The sequence below is a fragment of the Pseudomonas sp. GL_103 genome, assembly GCF_057835175.1.
The window spans coordinates 5983019-6005365 of record NZ_CM174420.1 but is presented as its reverse complement, the minus strand read 5'-3'; the positions used below and the strand labels follow the sequence as shown (position 1 = coordinate 6005365).

The 22347-nt window shown below is 60.5% G+C and carries 20 protein-coding genes; 14 read left to right on the top strand and 6 right to left on the bottom strand.

Features of this window, described 5'->3' with window-relative positions; genetic code table 11:
• The first annotated feature begins 4 nt into the window (after positions 1-4).
• From ssuD to AC3IP0_RS27120, 4 genes are read left to right on the top strand one after another with little or no spacing between them, the layout of a single operon-like run.
• Positions 5-1153: an FMNH2-dependent alkanesulfonate monooxygenase gene (gene ssuD / locus AC3IP0_RS27135; protein ID WP_489326314.1), complete on the top strand. Its 1149-nt coding sequence runs from the start codon at positions 5-7 to the stop codon at positions 1151-1153.
• Between the two features lie 9 nt (positions 1154-1162).
• The gene (gene ssuC / locus AC3IP0_RS27130; protein ID WP_057712846.1) at positions 1163-1945 is read left to right on the top strand and encodes an aliphatic sulfonate ABC transporter permease SsuC; all 783 of its coding nucleotides are present in this window, start codon (positions 1163-1165) and stop codon (positions 1943-1945) included.
• Positions 1942-2748 (top strand): aliphatic sulfonates ABC transporter ATP-binding protein, encoded by an 807-nt coding sequence (gene ssuB, locus AC3IP0_RS27125; protein WP_090452038.1) that lies wholly within the window; start codon positions 1942-1944, stop codon positions 2746-2748. The genes ssuC and ssuB overlap by 4 nt, the downstream gene beginning before the upstream one ends.
• Before the next feature lie 33 nt (positions 2749-2781).
• Positions 2782-2997, top strand: a complete 216-nt coding sequence (locus tag AC3IP0_RS27120) for a TOBE domain-containing protein (RefSeq protein WP_007967989.1) — start codon at positions 2782-2784, stop codon at positions 2995-2997.
• Between the two features lie 193 nt (positions 2998-3190).
• Here the strand turns inward: AC3IP0_RS27120 and AC3IP0_RS27115 are convergent, their stop codons facing one another.
• Positions 3191-3823 carry a TetR/AcrR family transcriptional regulator gene (locus AC3IP0_RS27115; protein WP_489317612.1) on the bottom strand — a complete coding sequence of 211 codons (633 nt, stop codon included), beginning with the start codon at positions 3821-3823 and terminating at the stop codon, positions 3191-3193.
• Between the two features lie 238 nt (positions 3824-4061).
• The gene (locus AC3IP0_RS27110; RefSeq protein ID WP_095081821.1) at positions 4062-5438 is read right to left on the bottom strand and encodes a glutamine synthetase family protein; all 1377 of its coding nucleotides are present in this window, start codon (positions 5436-5438) and stop codon (positions 4062-4064) included.
• Positions 5439-6105: 667 nt separating this feature from the next.
• Between AC3IP0_RS27110 and AC3IP0_RS27105 the strand changes: the two genes are divergently transcribed.
• The 7 genes from AC3IP0_RS27105 (at position 6106) to AC3IP0_RS27075 (ending at position 14495) form a co-directional block, all read left to right on the top strand.
• Positions 6106-7464, top strand: coding sequence for a glutamine synthetase family protein (locus AC3IP0_RS27105; protein WP_489317611.1), 1359 nt, complete (start codon positions 6106-6108; stop codon positions 7462-7464).
• A 59-nt stretch (positions 7465-7523) separates the two neighbouring features.
• Positions 7524-8888, top strand: a complete 1365-nt coding sequence (locus AC3IP0_RS27100; RefSeq protein WP_489317610.1) for an aspartate aminotransferase family protein — start codon at positions 7524-7526, stop codon at positions 8886-8888.
• Positions 8889-9076: 188 nt separating this feature from the next.
• Positions 9077-10189: a polyamine ABC transporter substrate-binding protein gene (locus tag AC3IP0_RS27095; RefSeq protein WP_489317609.1), complete on the top strand. Its 1113-nt coding sequence runs from the start codon at positions 9077-9079 to the stop codon at positions 10187-10189.
• 188 nt (positions 10190-10377) lie between these two features.
• Complete coding sequence (locus tag AC3IP0_RS27090) at positions 10378-11475, top strand: polyamine ABC transporter substrate-binding protein (protein ID WP_489317608.1); 1098 nt, start codon at positions 10378-10380, stop codon at positions 11473-11475.
• A 73-nt stretch (positions 11476-11548) separates the two neighbouring features.
• Positions 11549-12691, top strand: coding sequence for an ABC transporter ATP-binding protein (locus AC3IP0_RS27085; RefSeq protein WP_008048747.1), 1143 nt, complete (start codon positions 11549-11551; stop codon positions 12689-12691).
• Positions 12688-13608, top strand: a complete 921-nt coding sequence (locus tag AC3IP0_RS27080; RefSeq protein ID WP_489317607.1) for an ABC transporter permease subunit — start codon at positions 12688-12690, stop codon at positions 13606-13608. The genes AC3IP0_RS27085 and AC3IP0_RS27080 overlap by 4 nt, the downstream gene beginning before the upstream one ends.
• Positions 13605-14495, top strand: a complete 891-nt coding sequence (locus AC3IP0_RS27075; RefSeq protein WP_489317606.1) for an ABC transporter permease subunit — start codon at positions 13605-13607, stop codon at positions 14493-14495. Before AC3IP0_RS27080 ends, AC3IP0_RS27075 begins: the two co-directional genes overlap by 4 nt.
• Before the next feature lie 141 nt (positions 14496-14636).
• Here the strand turns inward: AC3IP0_RS27075 and AC3IP0_RS27070 are convergent, their stop codons facing one another.
• Entirely contained in the window at positions 14637-15278 is a 642-nt protein-coding gene (locus AC3IP0_RS27070; protein WP_489326312.1) for an HD domain-containing protein, read from the bottom strand.
• Positions 15279-15534: 256 nt separating this feature from the next.
• Here AC3IP0_RS27070 and AC3IP0_RS27065 point away from each other — a divergent pair, with 256 nt between their 5' ends.
• Entirely contained in the window at positions 15535-16500 is a 966-nt protein-coding gene (locus AC3IP0_RS27065; RefSeq protein ID WP_489317604.1) for a GlxA family transcriptional regulator, read from the top strand.
• Positions 16501-16619: 119 nt separating this feature from the next.
• Here AC3IP0_RS27065 and AC3IP0_RS27060 read toward each other — a convergent pair whose 3' ends face one another.
• Entirely contained in the window at positions 16620-19019 is a 2400-nt protein-coding gene (locus AC3IP0_RS27060) for a penicillin acylase family protein (protein WP_489326311.1), read from the bottom strand.
• A gap of 102 nt (positions 19020-19121) precedes the next feature.
• A complete protein-coding gene (locus AC3IP0_RS27055; RefSeq protein ID WP_489317602.1) occupies positions 19122-19703 on the bottom strand; it encodes a DUF6436 domain-containing protein in 582 nt (193 codons plus the stop codon).
• A gap of 96 nt (positions 19704-19799) precedes the next feature.
• Here AC3IP0_RS27055 and bipL point away from each other — a divergent pair, with 96 nt between their 5' ends.
• On the top strand, positions 19800-20747 hold the full coding sequence (gene bipL, locus AC3IP0_RS27050) for a phospholipase BipL (protein WP_489317601.1): 948 nt from the start codon (positions 19800-19802) through the stop codon (positions 20745-20747).
• Positions 20748-20851: 104 nt separating this feature from the next.
• On the opposite strand, the gene AC3IP0_RS27045 is transcribed toward bipL, so the two are convergent.
• Positions 20852-21604, bottom strand: coding sequence for a DUF2059 domain-containing protein (locus tag AC3IP0_RS27045; RefSeq protein ID WP_489326309.1), 753 nt, complete (start codon positions 21602-21604; stop codon positions 20852-20854).
• 108 nt (positions 21605-21712) lie between these two features.
• On the opposite strand from AC3IP0_RS27045, the gene AC3IP0_RS27040 reads away from it, so the two are divergent.
• Positions 21713-22345 (top strand): 2OG-Fe(II) oxygenase, encoded by a 633-nt coding sequence (locus tag AC3IP0_RS27040; RefSeq protein ID WP_489326308.1) that lies wholly within the window; start codon positions 21713-21715, stop codon positions 22343-22345.
• Positions 22346-22347: the final 2 nt, after the last annotated feature.

Genomic DNA, 22347 nt, shown 5'->3' with positions numbered 1-22347 from the left:
CTCCATGAGCCTCAATATTTTCTGGTTCCTGCCCACCCACGGCGACGGCCATTACCTTGGCACCGCTGAAGGCGCACGCGCCGTCGATCACGGTTACCTGCAACAAGTCGCGCAAGCCGCTGACCGCCTGGGTTTTGGCGGGGTACTGATTCCGACCGGGCGTTCCTGCGAAGACTCGTGGCTGGTGGCGGCATCGCTGATTCCGGTGACCCAACGCTTGAAGTTCCTGGTTGCCCTGCGCCCCGGGATCATTTCCCCGACGGTGGCGGCGCGTCAGGCCGCGACCCTGGATCGACTGTCTGGTGGTCGTGCGTTGTTCAACCTGGTGACGGGTGGTGATCCGGAGGAGTTGGCGGGCGACGGACTGTTCCTCAGCCACGAAGAACGCTATCAGGCCTCGGTGGAATTCACCCGCATCTGGCGTCGGGTGCTGGAAGGCGAAACCGTCGATTACGACGGCCAACACATCAGCGTGAAGGGCGCGAAGTTGCTCTATCCACCGATCCAGCAACCGCGTCCGCCGCTGTACTTCGGCGGTTCCTCGGAAGCCGCACAGGATCTGGCCGCCGAACAGGTGGAAATGGTCCTGACCTGGGGCGAGCCACCGGCCGCCGTTGCGGAAAAAATCGAACAGGTCCGTGCCAAGGCCGCCAAGCTCGGACGCACCGTGCGCTTCGGCATTCGCCTGCATGTGATCGTGCGCGAAACCAACGATGAAGCCTGGAAAGCCGCGGATCGGCTGATCTCCCATCTCGACGACGAGACTATCGCTCGTGCCCAGGCTTCGCTGGCGCGTTTCGATTCGATCGGTCAGCAACGCATGGCCGCATTGCACGGCGGCAACCGCGACAATCTGGAGGTCAGTCCTAACCTGTGGGCCGGTGTCGGTCTGGTGCGCGGCGGTGCCGGTACGGCGCTGGTAGGCGATGGTCCGACCGTGGCCGCCCGCGTGAAGGAGTACGCGGACCTGGGCATCGATACCTTCATCTTCTCTGGTTATCCACACCTGGAAGAGTCGTACCGGGTGGCCGAGTTGCTGTTCCCGCACCTCGATGTCGAGCGTCCAGAACTGCCGAAGAGCGCCGGTTACGTCAGCCCGTTCGGCGAGATGGTCGCCAACGACATTCTGCCCAAAGCCGCGTCCCAGAGCTGAGGCGCGGTCATGAAAAAAATCATCCACAGCCTGGCGCCCTGGGCGTTGCCGGTGTTGCTGCTGGCGGTGTGGCAGTTGAGTGTGTCGGCGGGTTGGTTGTCGACACGGATCCTGCCGGCACCCATCGCCGTCATCGAGGCCGGCGTGAGCCTGGTGCGCAGCGGCGAAATCTGGACGCACCTGGCGATCAGTGGCTGGCGAGCTGCGCTGGGCTTCACCATCGGTGGTGGCATCGGCCTGACGCTCGGCTTCATCACCGGCCTGTCGAAGTGGGGCGAACGCCTGCTCGACAGTTCGGTGCAGATGATCCGCAACGTGCCGCACCTGGCGCTGATTCCACTGGTGATCCTGTGGTTCGGCATCGACGAGTCGGCGAAGATTTTCCTGGTGGCGCTGGGCACATTGTTCCCGATCTACCTCAACACCTATCACGGCATCCGCAACGTCGACCCGGCGCTGGTGGAGATGGCGCGTAGCTATGGCCTGAGCGGTTTCAGCCTGTTCTGGCAGGTGATTCTGCCGGGGGCGCTGCCTTCGATTCTGGTCGGCGTGCGCTTCGCCCTGGGCTTCATGTGGTTGACGTTGATCGTGGCGGAAACCATTTCCGCGAGTTCCGGCATCGGCTACCTGGCAATGAATGCCCGGGAATTCTTGCAGACCGACGTGGTGGTGCTGGCGATTCTGTTGTATGCGGTGCTCGGCAAACTGGCCGACCTCGCGGCCCGTGGACTTGAACGAGTGTGGCTGCGCTGGCACCCGGCCTATCAGGTTGCCAAGGGAGGTGCGGCATGATCGCAGAGCAACCTCCGCGACTGCTGCGCGGGATTCCGCTGGCGGTGCGCAAGCTGCAAAAAACCTTTGGCTCGCGGCAGGTGCTGCGCGAGATCGACCTGCACATTCCGGCGGGCCAGTTTGTCGCCGTGGTCGGTCGCAGCGGCTGCGGCAAAAGTACCTTGCTGCGCTTGCTCGCCGGTCTCGATCAGCCAACCGGCGGCGAGTTGCTCGCCGGTGCCGCGCCATTGAGTGATGCGCGGGAGGATACGCGGCTGATGTTCCAGGAAGCGCGTTTGCTGCCCTGGAAAAAGATCATCGACAACGTCGGCCTGGGCCTCAAGGGAAACTGGCGGCCGCAAGCGCTTGCAGCTTTGGAAGCGGTGGGCCTGGCCGATCGCGCCCACGAGTGGCCTGCTGCGCTGTCCGGTGGACAGAAGCAACGCGTGGCCTTGGCCCGTGCGTTGATTCATCAGCCGCGCCTGCTGTTGCTCGACGAACCCTTGGGGGCGCTGGATGCCCTGACCCGAATTGAAATGCAGCAACTGATCGAACGGCTCTGGCAGCAGCACGGTTTCACGGTGTTGCTGGTGACCCATGACGTCAGTGAAGCGGTGGCGATTGCCGATCGGGTGATCCTGATCGAAGACGGCGAAGTCGGCCTCGACCTGCACGTGGAACTGCCGCGCCCTCGGGTGCGCGGTTCCCATCGGCTGGCGGCGCTGGAAACCGAAGTCCTCAATCGTGTGCTGGCGCTGCCCGGCCAACCACCGGAGCCGGAACCTGTTTCACCCTTGCCTACGCAATTGCGCTGGGCTCAATAACTCAAGTCTTACCCAACGACAGGAATCAACATCATGACTATCAAGGCCATCAACGTTCGCAACCAGTTCAAAGGCTCCATCAAGGAAATCGTCCTCGGCGACGTACTCTCGGAAATCGACGTACAGACCGCGTCCGGCATCGTCACTTCGGTGATCACCACGCGCTCGGTGAAAGAGCTGGAACTGGCGGTCGGCAGTGAAGTGATCGCGTTTGTGAAATCCACCGAGGTGTCGATCGCCAAGTTGTAAGGGGCATGCGTAAACAACAACCCCGAAGGGTTTGAGCCCTTCGGGGTTTTTTCATGTGTGCTTGTCTTGGGGTAAGTGGCGCGGCCTTCGCGAGCAGGCTCGCTCCCACAGGTTTATTTGTCGCTCACAAAATCTGTAATCACTGGAGATCCTTGTGGGAGCGGGCTTGCCCGCGATGAGGCCAGTGAGCGCGCTAGAGGTTCCGCCTGGGCAGATACGGCGGCAAATACAACCCCACATAAGCATCAAACACCCGCATCCCTTCCTCGGCCATGCGCGGCGTAATCTGCCCGTGCTGTTGCACCGAGCGCGCATACACCCGGTCGCCCAGCTCCATGGCCAGGGCGAACACATCGACATCACTCGGCAACGTCGGCAGCTCGAAGTGATGGTCGAACAGCTTGTGCATCAGGTCGCCGAGTTCGATGTCGTGCTGGCGGTCGGCCTGGGTGACTTCGGTCAGGCCGTGCTGGGCCAGAATGAGTTGGCGGGCGGCGGCGTCCTCTGCATAGATGTCGAGCATGCGTTGTTCCACCAGTCGCGACAGATCGCGCCAGCCATTCAAGGCGAGGTGGTCGATGGGGGCTTGCAGGCAGGCGCGGAAGGCCGCATGGACGTCGGCGGTCAGGGCTTCCAGCAGCGCCGGCACGCTGGCGAAAAAGTGGTAGACCGAGGAGGGCGGAATCTCCGCGCGCTCGGCGACGCTGTAGATCGACAGGCTGGCCACGCCCTCGGCGGCCAACAGCGTGCGGGCCGCATCGAGTATTGAATCGATCCGGGCCTGGCTGCGTGCGCGGGGTTTGCGGGGGGTGGCTACGCGTGTCATTGGAGTCTCCTGCGGGGCAGCGGGCATTGTACGAGTCGGGTTGTGTGTTGTCTCGTCGGCCGCCATCGCGAGCAAGCTCGCTCCCACAGGGATCTGCTGCGGACGCAATATCCGGGTGCTACACAAGACATTGTGGGAGCGAGCTTGCTCCGGGCGGCGTTCCGACGATCCGCCGCAGGCGGCCATAAAAAAACGCCGCAGGCTTTTACGGCCGGCGGCGTTTTTTTACTGCAACCGATTAAACGGTATGCAGGTACCAGTTGTACTCGAGGTCGGAGATGGAGTGTTCGAACTCCTCCAGCTCGCTCTCTTTACAGGCCACGAAAATATCGATGTATTTCGGATCGATGTACTTGGCCATGACTTCGCTGTCGTCCAGCTCGCGCAGTGCATCACGCAGGTTGTTCGGCAGGCTCTGCTCGTTCTGCTCGTAGCTGTTGCCTTCCACCGGGGCGCCAGGCTCGATCTTGTTGACCAGACCGTGGTGCACACCAGCCAGGACCGAAGCCATCAGCAGGTACGGGTTGGCATCGGCGCCGGCTACACGATGCTCGATGCGCACGGCGTCGGAGGAACCGGTCGGTACGCGAATCGCAACGGTACGGTTATCCAGGCCCCAGCATGGCGAGTTCGGCACGTAGAACTGCGCGCCGAAACGACGGTAGGAGTTGACGTTCGGGCAGAGGAAAGCCATCTGCGCCGGTAGGGTCTCGAGCACACCGCCGATCGCGTGACGCAGTGCGGCGTTCTGCTCGGGATCCTCACTGGCAAAAATATTCTTGCCGTCTTTGTCGAGAATCGAGATGTGGACGTGCAGACCATTACCCGCCTGGCCTGGGTAAGGCTTGGCCATGAAGGTGGTGTCCATTTCATGGTCGTAGGCGATGTTCTTGATCAGGCGCTTGAGCAGGACCGCGTAGTCGCAGGCCTTGATCGGGTCGGCCACGTGGTGCAGGTTCACTTCGAACTGCGCCGGGGCACTTTCCTTGACGATGGCGTCGGCCGGAATGCCTTGCTCTTTGGCACCTTCCAGAATGTCCTGGAGGCAGTCGACGTATTCGTCGAGGTCGTCGATCAGGTAGACCTGAGTCGAGTGCGGACGTTTGCCGGAAACCGGCGAGCGAGGTGGTTGCGGACGACCGTTAACGTTCTCCTGGTCGATCAGGTAGAACTCCAGTTCGAACGCGGCGCAGATGGTCAGGCCCATTTCGTCGAACTTGCGCACCACATTGGCCAGCACTTCACGCGGGTCGGCGAAGAATGGCTCGCCTTCGAGTTCGTGCATGGTCATCAACAGTTGCGCGGTCGGGCGCTTCTGCCATGGCTCGTTGCATAGGGTATCGGGGATTGGATAGCAGATTCGGTCAGCATCACCGATGTCCAGGCCCAGGCCGGTGCTTTCCACCGTCGAGCCATTGATATCCAGAGCAAATAGAGAGGCCGGCAGGTTGATGCCTTTCTCGTAAACCTTGTGGAGGCTGGTGCGTTCGATGCGCTTGCCGCGCACCACACCATTCATATCCGCAATCAGAAGGTCAACGTACAGAACCTCAGGATGTTCCTTAAGGAACGCGTTCGCTTCGTTAAGCTGAACGGCACGCGGGGGTACCGACATGATGCAACACCTTTGTTGTTAAAAATATCAATCATTGATCTTTTCAGATTCCAGTCAACCCGAATGGCATGCCGAAGTCAAGCGAGGCCTTTTTTGCCCTAAAAAAGCGCTCGTGTGGCTTTTTTGAGGCACTTTTGGGCGTTTTTATGCCCTTGGCCTCTATGGCGCCCGCAGGCTTGAGCGGGCCGTGTTGTATTTTTTACGGGGGTGTTGTGTAAAAAAATGAACAAGGCTAAGCTCGAATCAAACCCATAACAGCAATAATACCGGGGTGCTTCATGTCTCGCCTGCCGATAATCGGCGTCACCGACTGCTCAAGACAGGTCGGTCGGCATGTTTATCACAACAGTGATGACACGTCCGTCCGTTCCGTGGCCTCAGCGGTTCTGGTGATCCTCCCATCCGTGACGGTCCGACCGTCCCCGTCCGATATTCTGGACGGTCGCGATGGCACCCCCATTACGGTTACTCCATTCAATATAGAACCGATTCACAATAGCGGCCTGACCATCGTTCAGGGCACCGCTCGCGATTCTGCACGCCCGGCCTCTGCAGCCGTGTCGGCAAGCGCGATAATCTGCCGCGCAACCGCTCTACAACGCGACGCCGATGCGTCAAACAACGCCTGACCTTAAAAGGGCCAGACAACTCAAGCCTAGAGGCATTTATGAGTAACAACCTCGACCAGCTCACCGATTGGTTGAAAAACCACAAGATCACAGAAGTCGAATGCATGATCGCCGACTTGACCGGGATTACCCGGGGCAAGATTTCGCCGACCAACAAATTCATCGCCGAAAAGGGCATGCGCCTGCCAGAAAGTGTGCTGTTGCAGACAGTGACCGGCGATTACGTCGAAGACGACATCTATTACGAACTGCTCGACCCGGCCGACATCGACATGATCTGCCGTCCCGACCAGAGTGCGGTGTACCTGGTGCCGTGGGCCATCGAGCCGACCGCCATCGTCATCCACGATACCTACGACAAGCAAGGCAACCCGATCGAGTTGTCGCCGCGTAACGTGCTCAAGAAAGTCCTGAAACTCTATACCGACAAAGGCTGGCAGCCGATCGTGGCGCCGGAAATGGAGTTTTACCTGACCAAGCGCAGTGACGACCCGGACTACCCGTTGCAGCCGCCGATCGGCCGCTCCGGTCGCCCGGAAACCGGTCGTCAGTCGTTCTCCATTGAAGCGGCGAACGAATTCGATCCGCTGTTCGAAGACGTCTACGACTGGTGTGAACTGCAGGACCTTGACCTCGATACGCTGATCCACGAGGACGGCACGGCGCAGATGGAAATCAACTTCCGTCACGGTGATGCCCTGTCCCTGGCCGACCAGATCCTGGTGTTCAAGCGCACCATGCGCGAGGCCGCGCTCAAGCACAACGTCGCTGCGACCTTCATGGCCAAGCCGATGACCGGCGAGCCGGGCAGCGCCATGCACTTGCACCAGAGCATCATCAACATCGAGACCGGCAAGAACATCTTCTCTAATGAAGACGGGACCATGAGCCAGTTGTTCCTGCACCATATCGGTGGTTTGCAGAAACTCATTCCCGAGCTGTTGCCGCTGTTCGCACCCAACGTCAACTCGTTCCGCCGCTTCCTGCCGGATACTTCGGCGCCGGTGAACGTGGAGTGGGGCGAAGAGAACCGCACCGTGGGCCTGCGGGTGCCGGATGCGGGGCCGCAAAACCGTCGGGTGGAAAACCGCCTGCCGGGCGCCGATGCCAACCCGTACCTGGCGATTGCCGCGAGCCTGCTCTGCGGTTACATCGGCATGATCGAAGGCCTGAACCCGAGTGCGCCGGTGGTGGGTCGTGGCTATGAACGCCGCAACCTGCGCCTGCCGCTGACCATCGAAGACGCGCTGGAGCGTATGGAAAACAGCGCGACCGTCGAACGGTACCTGGGCAAAAATTTCATCACTGGCTACGTTGCGGTCAAGCGGGCCGAGCATGAAAACTTCAAGCGCGTGATCAGTTCGTGGGAAAGGGAATTCCTGCTCTTTGCCGTCTGATACGCCGGGCGCCGCCGCAGTCGAGCGGCGCCTTCACCTGATTTTTTTAGGAGATTCGTATGACCAGCAACAATCCGCAAACCCGTGAATGGCAAACCCTGAGCAATGATCACCACCTGGCTCCGTTCAGCGACTTCAAACAGCTGAAAGAGAAAGGCCCGCGGATCATCACCAACGCCAAGGGCGTTTACCTCTGGGACAGCGAAGGCAACAAGATCCTCGACGGCATGGCCGGCCTGTGGTGTGTCGCGATTGGTTATGGTCGCGATGAACTGGCCGATGCCGCCAGTAAACAGATGCGCGAGCTGCCTTACTACAACCTGTTCTTCCAGACTGCGCACCCGCCGGTACTGGAACTGGCCAAGGCTATCGCCGACATCGCGCCAGAAGGTATGAACCACGTGTTCTTCACCGGTTCCGGCTCCGAAGGCAACGACACCATGCTGCGTATGGTTCGTCACTACTGGGCGATCAAGGGCCAGCCGAAGAAGAAAGTCATCATCAGCCGCAAGAACGGCTATCACGGCTCCACCGTGGCCGGCGCGAGCCTGGGCGGCATGACCTACATGCACGAACAGGGCGATTTGCCGATCCCGGGCATCGTCCACATTGCCCAGCCGTACTGGTTCGCCGAAGGCGGCGACATGACCCCGGAAGAATTCGGTATCTGGGCGGCCAACCAGTTGGAAGAAAAGATTCTGGAAGTCGGCGTCGACAACGTCGGTGCCTTTATTGCCGAGCCGATCCAGGGCGCCGGTGGCGTGATCATTCCGCCAGAGACCTACTGGCCGCGCATCAAGGAAATCCTCGCCAAGTACGACATTCTGTTTGTGGCTGACGAAGTGATTTGCGGTTTCGGTCGTACCGGCGAGTGGTTCGGTGCCGATTTCTACGACCTCAAGCCAGACATGATGACCATCGCCAAGGGCCTGACCTCGGGCTACATCCCGATGGGCGGCCTGATCGTGCGTGATGAAGTGGTGGACGTGCTCAACGAGGGCGGCGACTTCAACCACGGCTTCACTTACTCCGGTCACCCGGTAGCTGCCGCGGTGGCGCTGGAAAACATCCGCATCATGCGCGACGAGAAGATTATCGAGCGCGTACATGCAGAAACGGCACCGTATTTGCAAAAGCGTCTGCGGGAACTGAACGATCACCCGCTGGTGGGTGAAGTTCGTGGGGTGGGTCTGCTGGGGGCCATCGAACTGGTCCAGGACAAGGCCACTCGCAAGCGTTACGAGGGCAAGGGCGTCGGCATGATCTGCCGTCAGTTCTGCTTCGATAACGGCCTGATCATGCGCGCCGTCGGCGACACCATGATCATCGCTCCGCCACTGGTGATTACACCGGCGGAAATCGATGAACTGGTGACCAAGGCTCGCAAGTGTCTTGACCTGACCCTGAGTGCATTGCAGGGCTAAGTGCTAGGCTCTGAGCGGAAGTCCAAAGTTCTGCATATGAAGTTGGAACTTTCGCTCGGAACTGTCAGAAAGCGTGGCCGTTTCCTTGAAAGACCGATGTGGATCTTGCCAGACTAGCCGCGGTTCCAGTTGCCCGGGTTCGGCCGCTGAACAAGTGGTTCAAAAAAGAAAAATTTGGAGCATTACGCATGAAGGCACTAGGTAAAAAGCTCGCTGGCAAGACTCTGCTTGCCATGTCCGTGATGGGTTTGATGGCGGGCGCGGTTCAGGCCGATGACAAAGTACTGCACGTGTACAACTGGTCCGACTACATCGCACCGGACACCGTCAAGAAGTTTGAAGACGAGTCGGGCATCAAGGTTGTCTATGACGTCTTCGACAGCAACGAAACCCTGGAAGCCAAGTTGCTGGCAGGCAAGTCCGGTTACGACATCGTTGTACCGTCGAACAACTTCCTGGCCAAGCAGATCAAGGCTGGCGTCTACCAGAAGCTGGACAAGTCCAAGCTGCCTAACTGGAAGAACCTGAACACCGACCTGCTCAAGGCCGTTTCCGTGAGCGACCCGGGCAACGAGCACGCCTTCCCGTACATGTGGGGTTCGATCGGTATCGGCTTCAACCCCGATAAGGTCAAGGCTGCGCTGGGTGCCGACGCACCGACCAACTCCTGGGACCTGCTGTTCAAACCTGAAAACGCCGCGAAGTTGAAGTCGTGCGGTATCAGTTTCCTCGATTCGCCAACCGAGATGATTCCGGTGGCGTTGCACTACCTGGGCTATCCAACCGACAGCCAGGACAAGAAACAACTAGCCGAAGCCGAAGCGCTGTTCCTGAAAATCCGTCCTTCGGTAGGTTACTTCCACTCGTCCAAGTACATCTCCGACCTGGCCAACGGCAACATCTGCGTGGCCGTGGGTTACTCGGGTGACATTTACCAGGCCAAGTCCCGCGCGGAAGAAGCCGGTGGCAAGGTGAAAGTCAGCTACAACATTCCCAAAGAAGGTGCCGGCAGCTTCTACGACATGGTCGCCATCCCTAAAGATGCCGAAAACGTCGAAGGCGCCTACAAGTTCATGACCTTCCTGCAGAAGCCGGAAATCATGGCTGAAATCACCAACGCCGTGCGTTTCCCGAACGGTAACGCGGCTGCAACTGCGTTGGTCGATAAAGACATCACCAGCGACCCGGGCGTTTACCCACCGGCGGACGTGCTGGCCAAGCTGTACGCGATTGCCGACTTGCCGGCCGCGACCCAGCGGATCATGACTCGCAGCTGGACCAAGATCAAATCCGGCAAATAAGCCGGTTTGATGCAACAACCTGTTGTCGCCACCCGCGCGGTGGCGACAACAGGTGTAATTAAATGACAGAAAGTTTTGCTGGAACGGTTTTTCGAGGGTAAGTTGCGCGCCGGTTTTGTTGCCGGGCAACCACGGTTGTCATGTAGCGCGGGGCAACTTGGGCCCAACTAATTTCAGAGGACCTCCACTTGCCTATTTTTTCTTTGTTGCGCAATGCCATGCTGGTGGGCGCCGGGTTGACGCTGGCTGTCAGTGTCCAGGCCGCCGGTACCGTGCATATTTATAACTGGTCGGACTACATCGGCGAGACCACCCTGGCCGATTTCCAGAAAGAGACCGGTATCAAGCCGGTTTATGACGTCTTCGATTCCAACGAAACCCTGGAAGGTAAATTGCTGGCCGGGCGTACCGGCTACGACGTGGTCGTGCCGTCGAACCACTTCCTCGGCAAACAGATCAAGGCCGGGGCATTCCAGAAACTCGACAAGTCGCAGCTGCCGAACTATTCGAACCTCGACCCGGTGCTGCTCAAGCGCCTGGAGCAGAACGATCCGGGCAACCTGTACGCCGTGCCGTACCTGTGGGGCACCAACGGCATCGGTTACAACGTCGACAAGGTCAAGGCTGTGCTGGGCGTCGACAAGATCGATTCCTGGGGCGTTTTGTTCGAGCCGGAAAACATCAAGAAGCTGCAAAGCTGTGGCGTCGCGTTCCTCGACTCCGCCGATGAAATGATGCCGACAGTGCTCAACTACATGGGCCTGAACGCTAACAGCACCGATCCCAAGGACTACGAAAAGGCCACCGCCAAGTTGCTTGCAGTGCGCCCTTACGTGACCTACTTCCACTCCTCCAAGTACATCGCGGATCTGGCCAACGGCGATATCTGCGTGGCGATCGGTTTCTCCGGCGACATCTTTCAGGCCAAGAACCGCGCCGAAGAAGCCAAGAAAGGCGTGAACATCGCCTACTCGATTCCGAAAGAGGGCGGCGCACTCTGGTTCGACATGTTGGCGATTCCGAAGGACTCGGCCAACGTCAAGCAGGCCCACGCCTTCATCAACTATTTACTGAAGCCTGAGGTGATTGCCCAGGTCAGTGATTACGTCGGCTATGCCAACCCTAACCCGAGGTCGGACAAACTGATGGAACAGTCCATTCGCACCGACGAAGCGGTTTATCCACCGCAAGAGGTGCTCGACAAGACTTACGTGTCAGTCGAGTTACCGCCGAATATTCAACGGTTGATGACCCGCAGCTGGACCAAGGTCAAGTCGGGTAAATAGTTTCAAGGCTCAAACTATCCAAGGTTGGCTCACCTTGAGCGAACTGCACTCTTTTTTTCTGGGAGTTTCGTAAATGGCAGTTGCCTCCGGCGCCTATAAGAAAGCCCTCGAGGGCGACCAGCAACCTAAACAGGTGCTGGTCAAAATCGACCGGGTCACGAAGAAGTTCGACGAGACGATTGCCGTGGACGATGTGTCCCTGGAAATCAAGAAAGGCGAGATATTCGCCCTGCTCGGCGGTTCGGGATCGGGCAAATCCACTTTGCTGCGCATGCTCGCAGGTTTCGAACGGCCCACGGAGGGACGCATTTTCCTCGATGGCGTAGACATCACTGACATGCCGCCCTACGAGCGGCCGATCAACATGATGTTCCAGTCCTACGCCCTGTTCCCGCACATGACCGTGGCGCAGAACATTGCCTTCGGCCTCAAGCAGGACAAGATCCCGGCTGCTGAAGTCGACGCCCGCGTGGCCGAAATGCTCAAGCTGGTACAGATGAGCCAGTACGCCAAGCGCAAGCCGCATCAATTGTCCGGCGGTCAGCGTCAGCGTGTGGCCCTGGCTCGTTCCCTGGCCAAGCGTCCGAAGCTTTTGCTGCTCGACGAACCGATGGGCGCACTGGACAAGAAGCTGCGTTCGCAAATGCAGCTGGAGCTGGTGGAGATCATCGAGCGCGTCGGCGTAACCTGCGTCATGGTGACCCACGACCAGGAAGAGGCCATGACCATGGCCGAGCGCATCGCGATCATGCACCTGGGCTGGATCGCCCAGATCGGCAGCCCGATCGACATCTACGAAACCCCGACCAGTCGCCTGGTCTGTGAATTCATCGGTAACGTGAACATCTTCGAAGGCGAAGTGATCGACGACGCCGAAGGCCACGCGATCATTACCTGCAAAGACCTGGATCGTCAGATCTACGTCGGCCACGGCATCAGCACTTCGGTGCAGGACAAGTCGGTCACCTACGCGATCCGCCCGGAAAAACTGCTGGTCACCGCCGACATGCCGACCTGCCAGTACAACTGGTCCAGCGGCAAGGTGCACGACATCGCCTACCTGGGCGGACACTCGGTGTTCTACGTCGAACTGCCAAGCGGCAAGCTGGTGCAGTCGTTCGTGGCCAACGCCGAACGTCGCGGGCAGCGTCCGACCTGGGGTGATCAGGTCTACGTGTACTGGGAAGACGACAGCGGCGTGGTGCTGCGCTCATGAACATGCGCAAATTCAAGCGTCGACTCAATCGAATAATTCCCGGTGGCCGTCAGATGGTCATCGGGGTTCCCTTCATCTGGCTGTTCCTGTTCTTCATGCTGCCGTTCTTCATCGTTTTGAAGATCAGCTTCGCCGAAGCGGACGTGGCCATTCCGCCCTACACCGAAATCTACAGCTACGCCGAGCAGAAGCTGCAGTTGCTGCTTAACCTGGGCAACTACGCGATGCTGGCCGGTGACGAGCTGTACATCGCCGCTTACCTCGGCTCGTTGAAGATGGCGCTTTTCAGCACCATCCTCTGCCTGCTGATCGGCTACCCGATGGCCTACGGCATCTCCGTTGCCCGCAAGGAAATGCAAACGGTGCTGGTGCTGTTGATCATGATGCCGACCTGGACCGCGATCCTGATCCGCGTTTACGCGTGGATGGGCATCCTCAGCAACAACGGCCTGCTCAATGGATTCCTGATGAGCATGGGCTTGATCGACGAACCCCTGCAGATTCTCAATACCAACCTGGCGGTCTACATCGGCGTGGTTTATTCCTACCTGCCATTCATGATCCTGCCGCTGTACGCCAACCTGGTGAAGCACGACCAGAGCCTGCTGGAAGCTGCGTCGGACCTGGGTTCGAGCACCTTCAACAGCTTCTGGAAAATCACCGTGCCGCTGTCGAAAAACGGCATCATCGCCGGCTGTATGCTGGTGTTCATCCCGGTGGTGGGCGAGTTCGTGATCCCGGAACTGCTCGGCGGTCCGGAAACCCTGATGATCGGTAAAGTGCTCTGGCAAGAGTTCTTCAACAACCGTGACTGGCCGGTGGCGTCTGCCCTGGCGGTAGTGATGCTGGCGATCCTGATTGTGCCGATCATCCTGTTCAACCGCAGTCAGGCCAAGGAAATGGAGGGTAAAGAATGAAGCGCTTCCGTTTCTCCAGCCTGATGCTGGTCGTGGGTCTGTTGTTCATCTATCTGCCGATGCTGATTCTGGTCATCTACTCGTTCAACGCCTCCAAACTGGTAACGGTGTGGGGCGGCTGGTCGATCAAGTGGTACGTCGGCCTGCTCGACAACAGCCAACTGATGGGCTCGGTGGTGCGCTCGCTGGAAATCGCCTGCTACACCGCCATCGCGGCGGTGGCACTGGGTACATTGGCGGCGTTCGTCCTGACACGCATTACGCGCTTCAAGGGCCGCACCCTGTTCGGTGGCCTGGTCACCGCGCCGCTGGTCATGCCTGAGGTGATCACCGGTCTGTCGCTGTTGCTGCTGTTCGTGGCCATGGCGCAGATGATCGGCTGGCCGCAGGAGCGCGGCATCGTCACCATCTGGATCGCCCACACCACGTTCTGTGCGGCCTATGTGGCGGTGGTGGTCTCGGCACGCTTGCGCGAGCTGGACCTGTCCATTGAAGAGGCGGCCATGGACCTCGGTGCACGGCCGTGGAAGGTGTTCTTCCTGATCACCATCCCGATGATCGCGCCGTCGCTGGCGGCGGGCGGCATGATGTCCTTCGCGTTGTCCCTCGATGACCTGGTGCTGGCGAGCTTCGTGTCGGGCCCGGGTTCCACGACCCTGCCGATGGAAGTGTTCTCGGCGGTGCGTCTGGGGGTCAAACCCGAGATCAACGCCGTGGCCAGCCTGATCCTGCTGGCGGTGTCCATCGTGACCTTCCTGGTCTGGTTCTTCAGCCGTCGCGCCGAAGAAAGCCGTCGTCGTGCGATCCAGCAGGCGATCGAAGAAGCGGCAGCCGACTCGTGGAAGCAACCGGACGTGCGTCGCGCACAGGCGCCGGAAGCGGCATAAGCCTGAAATCGGGTTGGCCACAGTATTGTGGTCTACCCGATCCCCTGTGGGAGCGAGCTTGCTCGCGATAGCGGACTGACATTCAACATCGATGTTGACTGTGATGCCCTCATCGCGAGCAAGCTCGCTCCCACAGGTTTTTTAGGCAACCCAAGGGGATTTGCGGATGACCTCGACGAAGTTCATCGGCTTGAACCCCGGCTCCTGATCCACCAGCACATCAGTCTTCACATTACCGAACGTGGTCTGCGGACGATGGTGCAAGCCGTCGGCAAACGCGCAGATGATGCACTCCTTGAAGCCCTCGCCCCGTGGATGCGCATGCACCACCGCTTCGCGCTGCACGCTGGAAAATGCCGCGTAGTCCATGCCCAGCACGTCCATCTCGACGCCAGCCGTGACCAACGCCACGGTGGGTCGCAAGTGCTGAGGCACGCCCGGCGTGGTGTGCAGGGCAATCGATAGCCAGACCTGTTCGATATCGTCATCGCTCAATCCGTAAGGCCTGAGGAACGCTACTGCCGCGTTGGCACCATCGACTTCGAAGCGCTCATTGTCGCTGCGATGACCTTGAACCAGGCCCAGGTCATGGAACATCGCGCCGACGTACAGCAACTCCGGGTTGTAGGCCAGTTGCTTGCGCTCGCCGCTCAGTGCGCCGAACAGGAATACCCGGCGCGAGTGGTGGTAGAGCAGGTCGGACTCGATGTCGCGGATGTATTCGGTGGTGGCCTTGGCCAGTGCGCTGTCGGGGATCTTGATGCCGGCGATGGTGCTGCTCATGGAGTTTTCCTCGTCGTGATGAGGGTTTCAGTCTGTTCCGGCCCCCGAAACCGGACAATCGATCCATGGCTGCGATCCCGGCCAATGAGCGTGCATATCGCGCCAACCTCGCTTGTTGGACCTGGATTGGCTAGGGTTGCTGGTGAGCAGCTAGAAAAGATCGCAGCCTTCGGCAGCTCCTACATGGCATTGCGCTCACCTGTAGGAGCTGCCGAAGGCTGCGATCTTTTTTCAACGTTGAGGGTGAGCTTGAACTATGCAGAAAACCGTAGCCATCGTGGTGTTCGCCGGCGTCCAGTCGCTGGATGTCACCGGCCCCATGGATGTGTTTTCAGAGGCCAATCGCTTCCTTGCCCCGCAGGATCACTATCGGCTGGAGGTGATCGGCGTCGAGCGCGGGGTGATGGCGTGCTCCAACGGTTTGGCACTCAATGCCCATCGGCATTTCAGCGAAGCGCTAGAGTCGTATGACCTGTTGCTGGTGGCGGGCGGGCCGCAGTTGCCGTTCATGGATTTCGGCATGGCATTCGATGGCTGGTTGCGTGATGCCTGTGCGCGGGCCAAGCGCTTTGGCTCGATCTGCAACGGCGCGTTCATGCTCGCCAGGGCCGGATTGCTGGAGGGGCGCAGGGTCACCACGCATTGGCAGGACGCATCGGATCTGGCGGCGCTGTGTCCCTCGTCCCGGGTGGAAGCGGATCGGCTATATGTCGAGGACGGCGAGCTGTTCACCTCGGCCGGGGTCACGGCGGGGATCGATCTGTCGTTGTATCTATTGGGCCGGGATCACGGGCCGGAAGTGGCGCTGAATGTCGCCAAGCGGCTGGTGGTGTTCACCCAGCGTTCGGGCGGGCAGTCGCAATTCAGCCCGTTCCTCACGCCCCACGCCGAACCGGATTCGGCGGTGGCAATGGTGCAGCATTACGTGCTGGCCAACCTGACGGGCGACCTGACCATCGCCGACCTGGCCAATGCCGCCAACATGAGCGCGCGCAACTTCTCCCGGGTGTTCGCCAGGGAAGCGAAAATCACCCCGGCCGAGTTCGTCGAGCGTGCACGGGTGGATGCGGCGCGGACGCTGCTGGAAAGCACCCGCGCGCCGCTCAAGACCGTGGCCTATCAATGCGGATTTCGCGATGCCCAGCACATGCGCAGTGTGTTCAATCGCAGACTGGGGGTGACGCCGCAGCAGTTCAGGCTGAATTTTGCGGCGATGGTTTGAGCTGACATTTTTGTTGTTTGTGAGGGCCTCTTCGCGAGCAAGCCCGCTCCCACAGGGGAATGCATTTCAACTGTGGGAGCGGGCTTGCTCGCGAAGGGGCCGGTCCAGTCAGCAAAAATCTATGGCACAGCTCGCGCCGGCAGCAGCTTCAAGGTACTGCGGGTATTGGCCGTGACTTCTTCATCATTGAGATGTGCCTGGAAGTACATCCCCTCGATGTAGGCCTCGGCCTGATCATCATAATGACTGTCGAACAGGACTCCGCTCTGGCCGACCGGGTTGACGGTCAGGCTGTGGGTCGGGTCGGCGAAGTCGATCAGGCGTCGGGTCGAAGGCCCGTAGGTGACAGGCCACGGAGCCGGGCCGATCTTCGCCGAAAGGTTGTTCGGCACCTCATGGGTGCCGGGTGCGGCGAAGGGGCCGACATTGAAGAACAGGTCCAGCGGCTTTTGCTGCCCCAGCGGATGGCCATGGGTCAATGTGTGTGCGCTGCCCCACTGCCATTGCGAGGCGTCGGCGCCGAGTGTGCTCTTGAGGTGCACGAGGCTGGCTTGCCAGGCGGCCTTCACCGTATCAGCACGGGTTTCCTTGTCGAGGGTGCTGCGGTTGTCCCACCACGGTGAATCGGCAGTGGCGGCCAGGCGGGGGAGTGCGGCGTCGATCACACGGGTCGAGAGCAGCGTTTCAAAGAAGTCGTTACCCAGCTCATCGCGCATCGTCGCGTCAGCCAGGTTGAACAGGAGCTGGTTGAACAGCGTGGCGCTGGTCGAGTCGAGGGGGTAATCGCCTTGCCACTGTGCCAGTTGCTCCACCAGTTTGAGCTCGGCGGGATCGCTCACCACTTGGCGCAACACTGGCAACAGCGGTGCCAACAGACGCGGGCCGTAGGCGGTGGTGGTGCCCAGTTGCAGCTTCTGGCTGTTTTCCAGATCCCATTTGACCGCTTTGTCGCTGAGCTGGCGATTGAGCTGTTGGCCGCGATCGGCAAGGTTGTAGTAACCGGGAATCTCCATGCCGGTCGGCGAAACCGGCTGGAAGTTGGCCGAGACGATGTAGCCCCGCGCCGGGTTTTCTTCCTGAGGGTTGGCGCTGAACGGGTAGAAGCCGTCCTTGTCCGCCTCGGCGGTGCTGCCGTCGAGGATGAACCACGGGCGTACACCCGCTGGGCGTTTAGGCAATTGCGCCGCCGCCCACCAACCGATGTCTCCTTTGGCATTGGCCCAGACAACGTTCAGGCCCGGGGCCTGGATTTTTGCCGAGGCACTGCGGGCCTTGGCCAGGGTGTCGGCGCGATTGAGCTGGTAGAAACCCTCCAGGATCGGGTTCTGGCTTTCGAGAAACGCCCACCACATGGCAATCGGCGTTTTGCCGGCGCCGCTGCCCAAGGCATCGTTGACGATCGGGCCGTGGGGTGACTGACGCAACATCAGGGTGACTGGCGCCTGGCCCTTGACCGCAATCTGCTGCTCGCTGGTCGTCATGTCTACCCACTTGCCGCGATACCAGACCTGATTGGGGTTGTCCGGGTTGACCTTCTCGGCGATCAGGTCGAGGTCGTCGTTCTGGAACATGGTGATGCTCCAGCCGAAGTCGCGGTTCATGCCCAGCGACGCAAACGGCATCAGGGCCTGATAGTGGCCGTAGAGTTCGAAGCCCGGCGCCGAAAGCTGCGCTTCGTACCACACCGACGGCGCGGAAAAACGGATATGCGGATCACCCGCCAGCAGCGGCTTGCCGCTTTGGGTCCGGCTGCCCGCGACGACCCAGGCGTTGCTGCCCTCGAACTGTGGCAGGCCGTTGTCAGCCAGGGCTTGTTCGCTCAGGCGGGCGAGGGCATTGAGGTCTTTCCAGTCGGCGCTGGCCAAGGGGGTGCCGGTCCCGTTGAGCACGCCCTTGGGCTGCCAGTCGAGATCGAAGACGCTCAGGTATTGAGGCCCCAACTGATCACGGACGAACGTCAACAGGGGTTCGGTGCGAAACGCGGCGGCAAAGCTGTAGGCCATGTAACCGGCGATGCTGATGGTGTCCTGGGCCGTGAACGGGCGTTTTGGAATGCCCAGCACATCGAACTCCACGGGTTTGGCGTGGCTGTCCTGATACTGGTTGATGCCGTCCAGATAGGCTTGCATGGCGATGAAGGAGGGCGACTGCTTGTCGAGGTTCGCCAGGTAGGTTTCGGAGCGTTCGCGAATGCGCAGGCTGCGCATCAGCTTGTCGGTATCGAGCAGTTTCGGCCCCAGTACCTCGGCCAGTTCGCCACGGGCCAGGCGACGCAGGACTTCCATCTGGAACAGTCGGTCCTGGGCATGCACATAGCCGAGGGCGCGGTACAGGTCGGTTTCGTTGTCGGCGCGGATGTGCGGGACGCCGCGCTCGTCGTAGCGCACGGTGACGGAGCCTTGCAGGTGTTGCAGTTCCACCATGCCCTGGCGTGACGGCTGCTTGCTGTAGAGGTACCCGCCGGCCCCGGCGGCCAGCATGACGATCAACAGAGCGAGAGCGGTCAGGCTGCGTTTCATGGAGACTCCTTGTTGTTATTGTGATTCCTGGCGCCACTGTTTAACACGGCGCGCCGATTTGGCGCATCGCCCGTAGGAGGGATTCGTATTGCGGGTCTTTGTCTACTTCGCTGGATCGACTGGCCACGGGCAGTAACACCCCACGGCCAGTGTGTGCGTGGCACTCACCGCACGGCCTTCATCGAGCGCTTGCAGGATCGGTTCGATAAAACTGTTGCTGGAGTTGCAGGTCAGGCCTTCGCTGTAGGGGCCGAAGTACGCCAGCCTGCCGCTGCGATCCCAGATTGCCACGGCCGGGCTGGCGGGGATCTGTTCGGAACCGGGCAGGATGTCGATGGGTTTGAGGCTGCTCAAGGTGCCCGGCAACTGGCCGTGGCTACCGGGTTTTTGCACGGCATAGAATTCCACGCCATGGGGAACGTAGCGCTCGACCAGTTCGGTCAGGTGTTGTTGATTGCCGACATTGCACGGGCAGGCCGGGTCCCAGAAATGCACCAGGCGGATGGCGCCAGGGCCGGCGAGGGATTCGGGAAGACGCAGCGGATCGCCGGAAAACATCGCGGTGTGCTCGCTGAACGCCCGCAGGTAACGCCCCTGGAACCAGTCGTAGGCCGCCCACAGCATGCCGGCACACACCACGGCGAGCAGGCAGGCAAACAGGGTGGCGCGAAAGGGCGAGCGCATCGGTTCAATCCTCGAAGGGCGGCTAGCTTGCCATGCTTGCCGCGACAGATGAATATCGCAGGCCTATAAAGTCCGTTTCACGTTCTGGAATCGTCCATGCCGGCCACTTTCGACCCCGATCTTCTACGTGCAAGCCTGCTGCCACTGGCGGCCGGGCAGCCGTTGTCGGCGCAGGCGCAGGCTTACCAGCGATTCTACGGGCTGGATTTTGCCCCGCGTCAGGTGCGCAGCAGCCTTGGGCGATTCGAGGTCGACGGTTATGAACTGGTCAGTCAGTTCTGGTGGCCTGAGCGAGCAAAGGCCACGCTGTTTGTCATCCACGGTTTCTACGATCACACCGGGCTCTACCGGCATGTGATCGAATGGGCGCTGGACCAGGGTTTTGCGGTGATTGCCTGCGACTTGCCGGGGCACGGCCTGTCCAGCGGCGAACGGGCGAGCATCAAGGATTTCGCTGAGTATCAGGACGCTTTGCAAGGCTTGTTCAGTGAGGCGCAATCTCTCGACTTGCCGCAGCCGTGGCACTTGTGCGGGCAGAGTACCGGCGGGGCGATCGTGATCGATCATGTGTTGAATGCGGGGGCGGACAGCCCGGCCCAGGGTCAGGTGATTCTGCTGTCGCCGCTGGTGCGGCCGCGGGCGTGGGGTTGGTCGCAACTGAGTTACTACCTTCTCAAGCCTTTCGTCAAAGCCATCGCCCGGCGTTTCAGCGAGAACTCCAACGACCCGGCCTTTCTGCCGTTCCTGCAGGCCGATCCGCTGCAGCCGCTGCGCCTGCCGACAGCCTGGGTGGGCGCTTTGGCGCGCTGGATTAAACGCATCGAGGCCGCCCCCATGAGTACCCGCCGGCCGCTGATCGTGCAGGGGCAGGCCGATATGACGGTGGATTGGGAACACAACCTGGAAGTGTTGCGGGGCAAGTTTGATCGGCCGCAGGTGCTGATGCTGCCCGAGGCACGGCATCATCTGGCGAATGAGACGCTGGTGATGCGAGAGGAGTATTTCGGGTTTTTGACCAGGCGGATCAAGGGGCGCAATCCCTAGTGACAGTGAGGGCCTCTTCGCGAGCAGGCTCGCTCCCACATTTGGAATGCATTCCCCTGTGGGAGCGAGCCTGCTCGCGAAAGCTATCTAGAGGGCGCCGAAGATCACTGGGTCAGATTCGAATTGCTCTGCCCCACCGCCAACCCCGCCCGAATTGCCGCCAGCGCCGCCTGATAATAAGCCTGGCCTTCCGCCGATTCGGCAAAGGTCGCGAACTCTTCCAGTTCGTCGTCCGACAGATCGCGATAGACATACAGCAGCGTGTTGTTCAGGTCGCTGCCGATCTGGTCCATCAGGCGCTGGCGCTGGCCGTTGAGCATGCCTTGGGCCTGACCGGCACCGAGCAACCCCGGGATCATCGAACTCAAGCTATCGGCGGCGACACCAGCAATCGCCAGGCTGACTTCCGCGCCGGCCTCGCGTGCGGGCAGGGCTTGTGCCAAGTGGCCGATGATCAGCATGCGGCTATCGCTGGCCTGCATCTTCGGCAGGCCCTTGGCGTTTTTCGCCAGTTGGTCGCGTCGGGTCGCCAGCAGCTCGGCGGCAACGATTTTCTTGCCCAGGGGCGACTGGAAAAACGTCAGCGCGGGTTTGGGGTCGGCGAGGTTCTTGCGCAATTGCGCTTCGGCGCGCTGGTCCACCGCCTTGGCGGAAAAACGCTGATTGCTGTTACTGACCAGTGCCTGAAACACCGCCGGAGGCAGGCTGCCCTGGTAGCGTTGCTGAGCAGCCGAGAGAGCGTCGTTGAAATGCACGCGTTGTTCCGGCCAGCCGGCGACCTTGTACAACTGGTCGTGGCCGTCTGCCCAGGCGGGCAAAACGCAGAACATCAGCAGTGATAAAAGCAAACGGCGCATAGGGACTCCAGTCAGCAGGCGACTATTCTCCGTGCGGCACCCCTGCTTGTCGAGAATTCGTATCAACCCGCTGCGCGGCTCTGTCGGATTTCCGGGCACAGGAATACTATGCGCGCCATGCAAATATCCTCTGATCACCCGCTGCTGCTACGAATCGTCGACGACCTGGCCGAGCACGGCTGGTCGCAGCAGAATATTTTCCTGCCTCTGGATCTGACCCGAGCGCTGGCGGCCGAGTGTCGCAAGCGTGCTGCCGAGGGTGAGCTGGCTCCGGCCGCCGTGGGCCGTGGGCCGTCATCGGAGATCCGCGAGGGGATTCGTGGCGACCATATCCAGTGGATCGACCCCGGCCAAGCCGAGGCGTGCGACAGCTATCTGAGTTTGATGAACAGCCTGCGCGAGGCGATCAATCGCGGTCTGTTTCTCGGCCTGGAGGATTTCGAAAGCCATTTTGCAATGTACCCGCCCGGAGCCTTCTACCTGAAGCACGTCGACCGCTTTCGCGATGACGACCGGCGCATGGTTTCGGCGGTGGTTTACCTCAATGACGCCTGGCTTCCCGAACACGGCGGCCAGTTACGCATGTACCTCGACAATGATCGCGTCCACGACGTGCAACCTATCGGCGGCTGCCTGGTGGTGTTTCTCTCCGGAGAGGTTCCCCACGAAGTCCTGCCCGCGACCCGGGATCGCCTGTCGCTGACCGGCTGGTTCCGCCGGCGCGGCAACGAGCCGTTCTGATC

What these genes read in the sequence shown, in the direction of transcription:
- AC3IP0_RS27100 (WP_489317610.1), top strand. Translation starts at nt 7,524, where the DNA reads ATGACCAGCAACAATCCGCAAACCCGTGAATGGCAAACCCTGAGCAAT.
- AC3IP0_RS27095 (WP_489317609.1), top strand. Translation starts at nt 9,077, where the DNA reads ATGAAGGCACTAGGTAAAAAGCTCGCTGGCAAGACTCTGCTTGCCATG.
- bipL (WP_489317601.1), top strand. Translation starts at nt 19,800, where the DNA reads ATGCCGGCCACTTTCGACCCCGATCTTCTACGTGCAAGCCTGCTGCCA.
- AC3IP0_RS27065 (WP_489317604.1), top strand. Translation starts at nt 15,535, where the DNA reads ATGCAGAAAACCGTAGCCATCGTGGTGTTCGCCGGCGTCCAGTCGCTG.
- ssuB (WP_090452038.1), top strand. Translation starts at nt 1,942, where the DNA reads ATGATCGCAGAGCAACCTCCGCGACTGCTGCGCGGGATTCCGCTGGCG.
- AC3IP0_RS27070 (WP_489326312.1), bottom strand. Translation starts at nt 15,278, where the DNA reads ATGAGCAGCACCATCGCCGGCATCAAGATCCCCGACAGCGCACTGGCC.
- AC3IP0_RS27080 (WP_489317607.1), top strand. Translation starts at nt 12,688, where the DNA reads ATGAACATGCGCAAATTCAAGCGTCGACTCAATCGAATAATTCCCGGT.
- AC3IP0_RS27105 (WP_489317611.1), top strand. Translation starts at nt 6,106, where the DNA reads ATGAGTAACAACCTCGACCAGCTCACCGATTGGTTGAAAAACCACAAG.
- AC3IP0_RS27075 (WP_489317606.1), top strand. Translation starts at nt 13,605, where the DNA reads ATGAAGCGCTTCCGTTTCTCCAGCCTGATGCTGGTCGTGGGTCTGTTG.
- AC3IP0_RS27040 (WP_489326308.1), top strand. Translation starts at nt 21,713, where the DNA reads ATGCGCGCCATGCAAATATCCTCTGATCACCCGCTGCTGCTACGAATC.
- AC3IP0_RS27085 (WP_008048747.1), top strand. Translation starts at nt 11,549, where the DNA reads ATGGCAGTTGCCTCCGGCGCCTATAAGAAAGCCCTCGAGGGCGACCAG.
- AC3IP0_RS27120 (WP_007967989.1), top strand. Translation starts at nt 2,782, where the DNA reads ATGACTATCAAGGCCATCAACGTTCGCAACCAGTTCAAAGGCTCCATC.
- AC3IP0_RS27055 (WP_489317602.1), bottom strand. Translation starts at nt 19,703, where the DNA reads ATGCGCTCGCCCTTTCGCGCCACCCTGTTTGCCTGCCTGCTCGCCGTG.
- ssuC (WP_057712846.1), top strand. Translation starts at nt 1,163, where the DNA reads ATGAAAAAAATCATCCACAGCCTGGCGCCCTGGGCGTTGCCGGTGTTG.
- AC3IP0_RS27115 (WP_489317612.1), bottom strand. Translation starts at nt 3,823, where the DNA reads ATGACACGCGTAGCCACCCCCCGCAAACCCCGCGCACGCAGCCAGGCC.
- AC3IP0_RS27060 (WP_489326311.1), bottom strand. Translation starts at nt 19,019, where the DNA reads ATGAAACGCAGCCTGACCGCTCTCGCTCTGTTGATCGTCATGCTGGCC.
- AC3IP0_RS27110 (WP_095081821.1), bottom strand. Translation starts at nt 5,438, where the DNA reads ATGTCGGTACCCCCGCGTGCCGTTCAGCTTAACGAAGCGAACGCGTTC.
- ssuD (WP_489326314.1), top strand. Translation starts at nt 5, where the DNA reads ATGAGCCTCAATATTTTCTGGTTCCTGCCCACCCACGGCGACGGCCAT.
- AC3IP0_RS27045 (WP_489326309.1), bottom strand. Translation starts at nt 21,604, where the DNA reads ATGCGCCGTTTGCTTTTATCACTGCTGATGTTCTGCGTTTTGCCCGCC.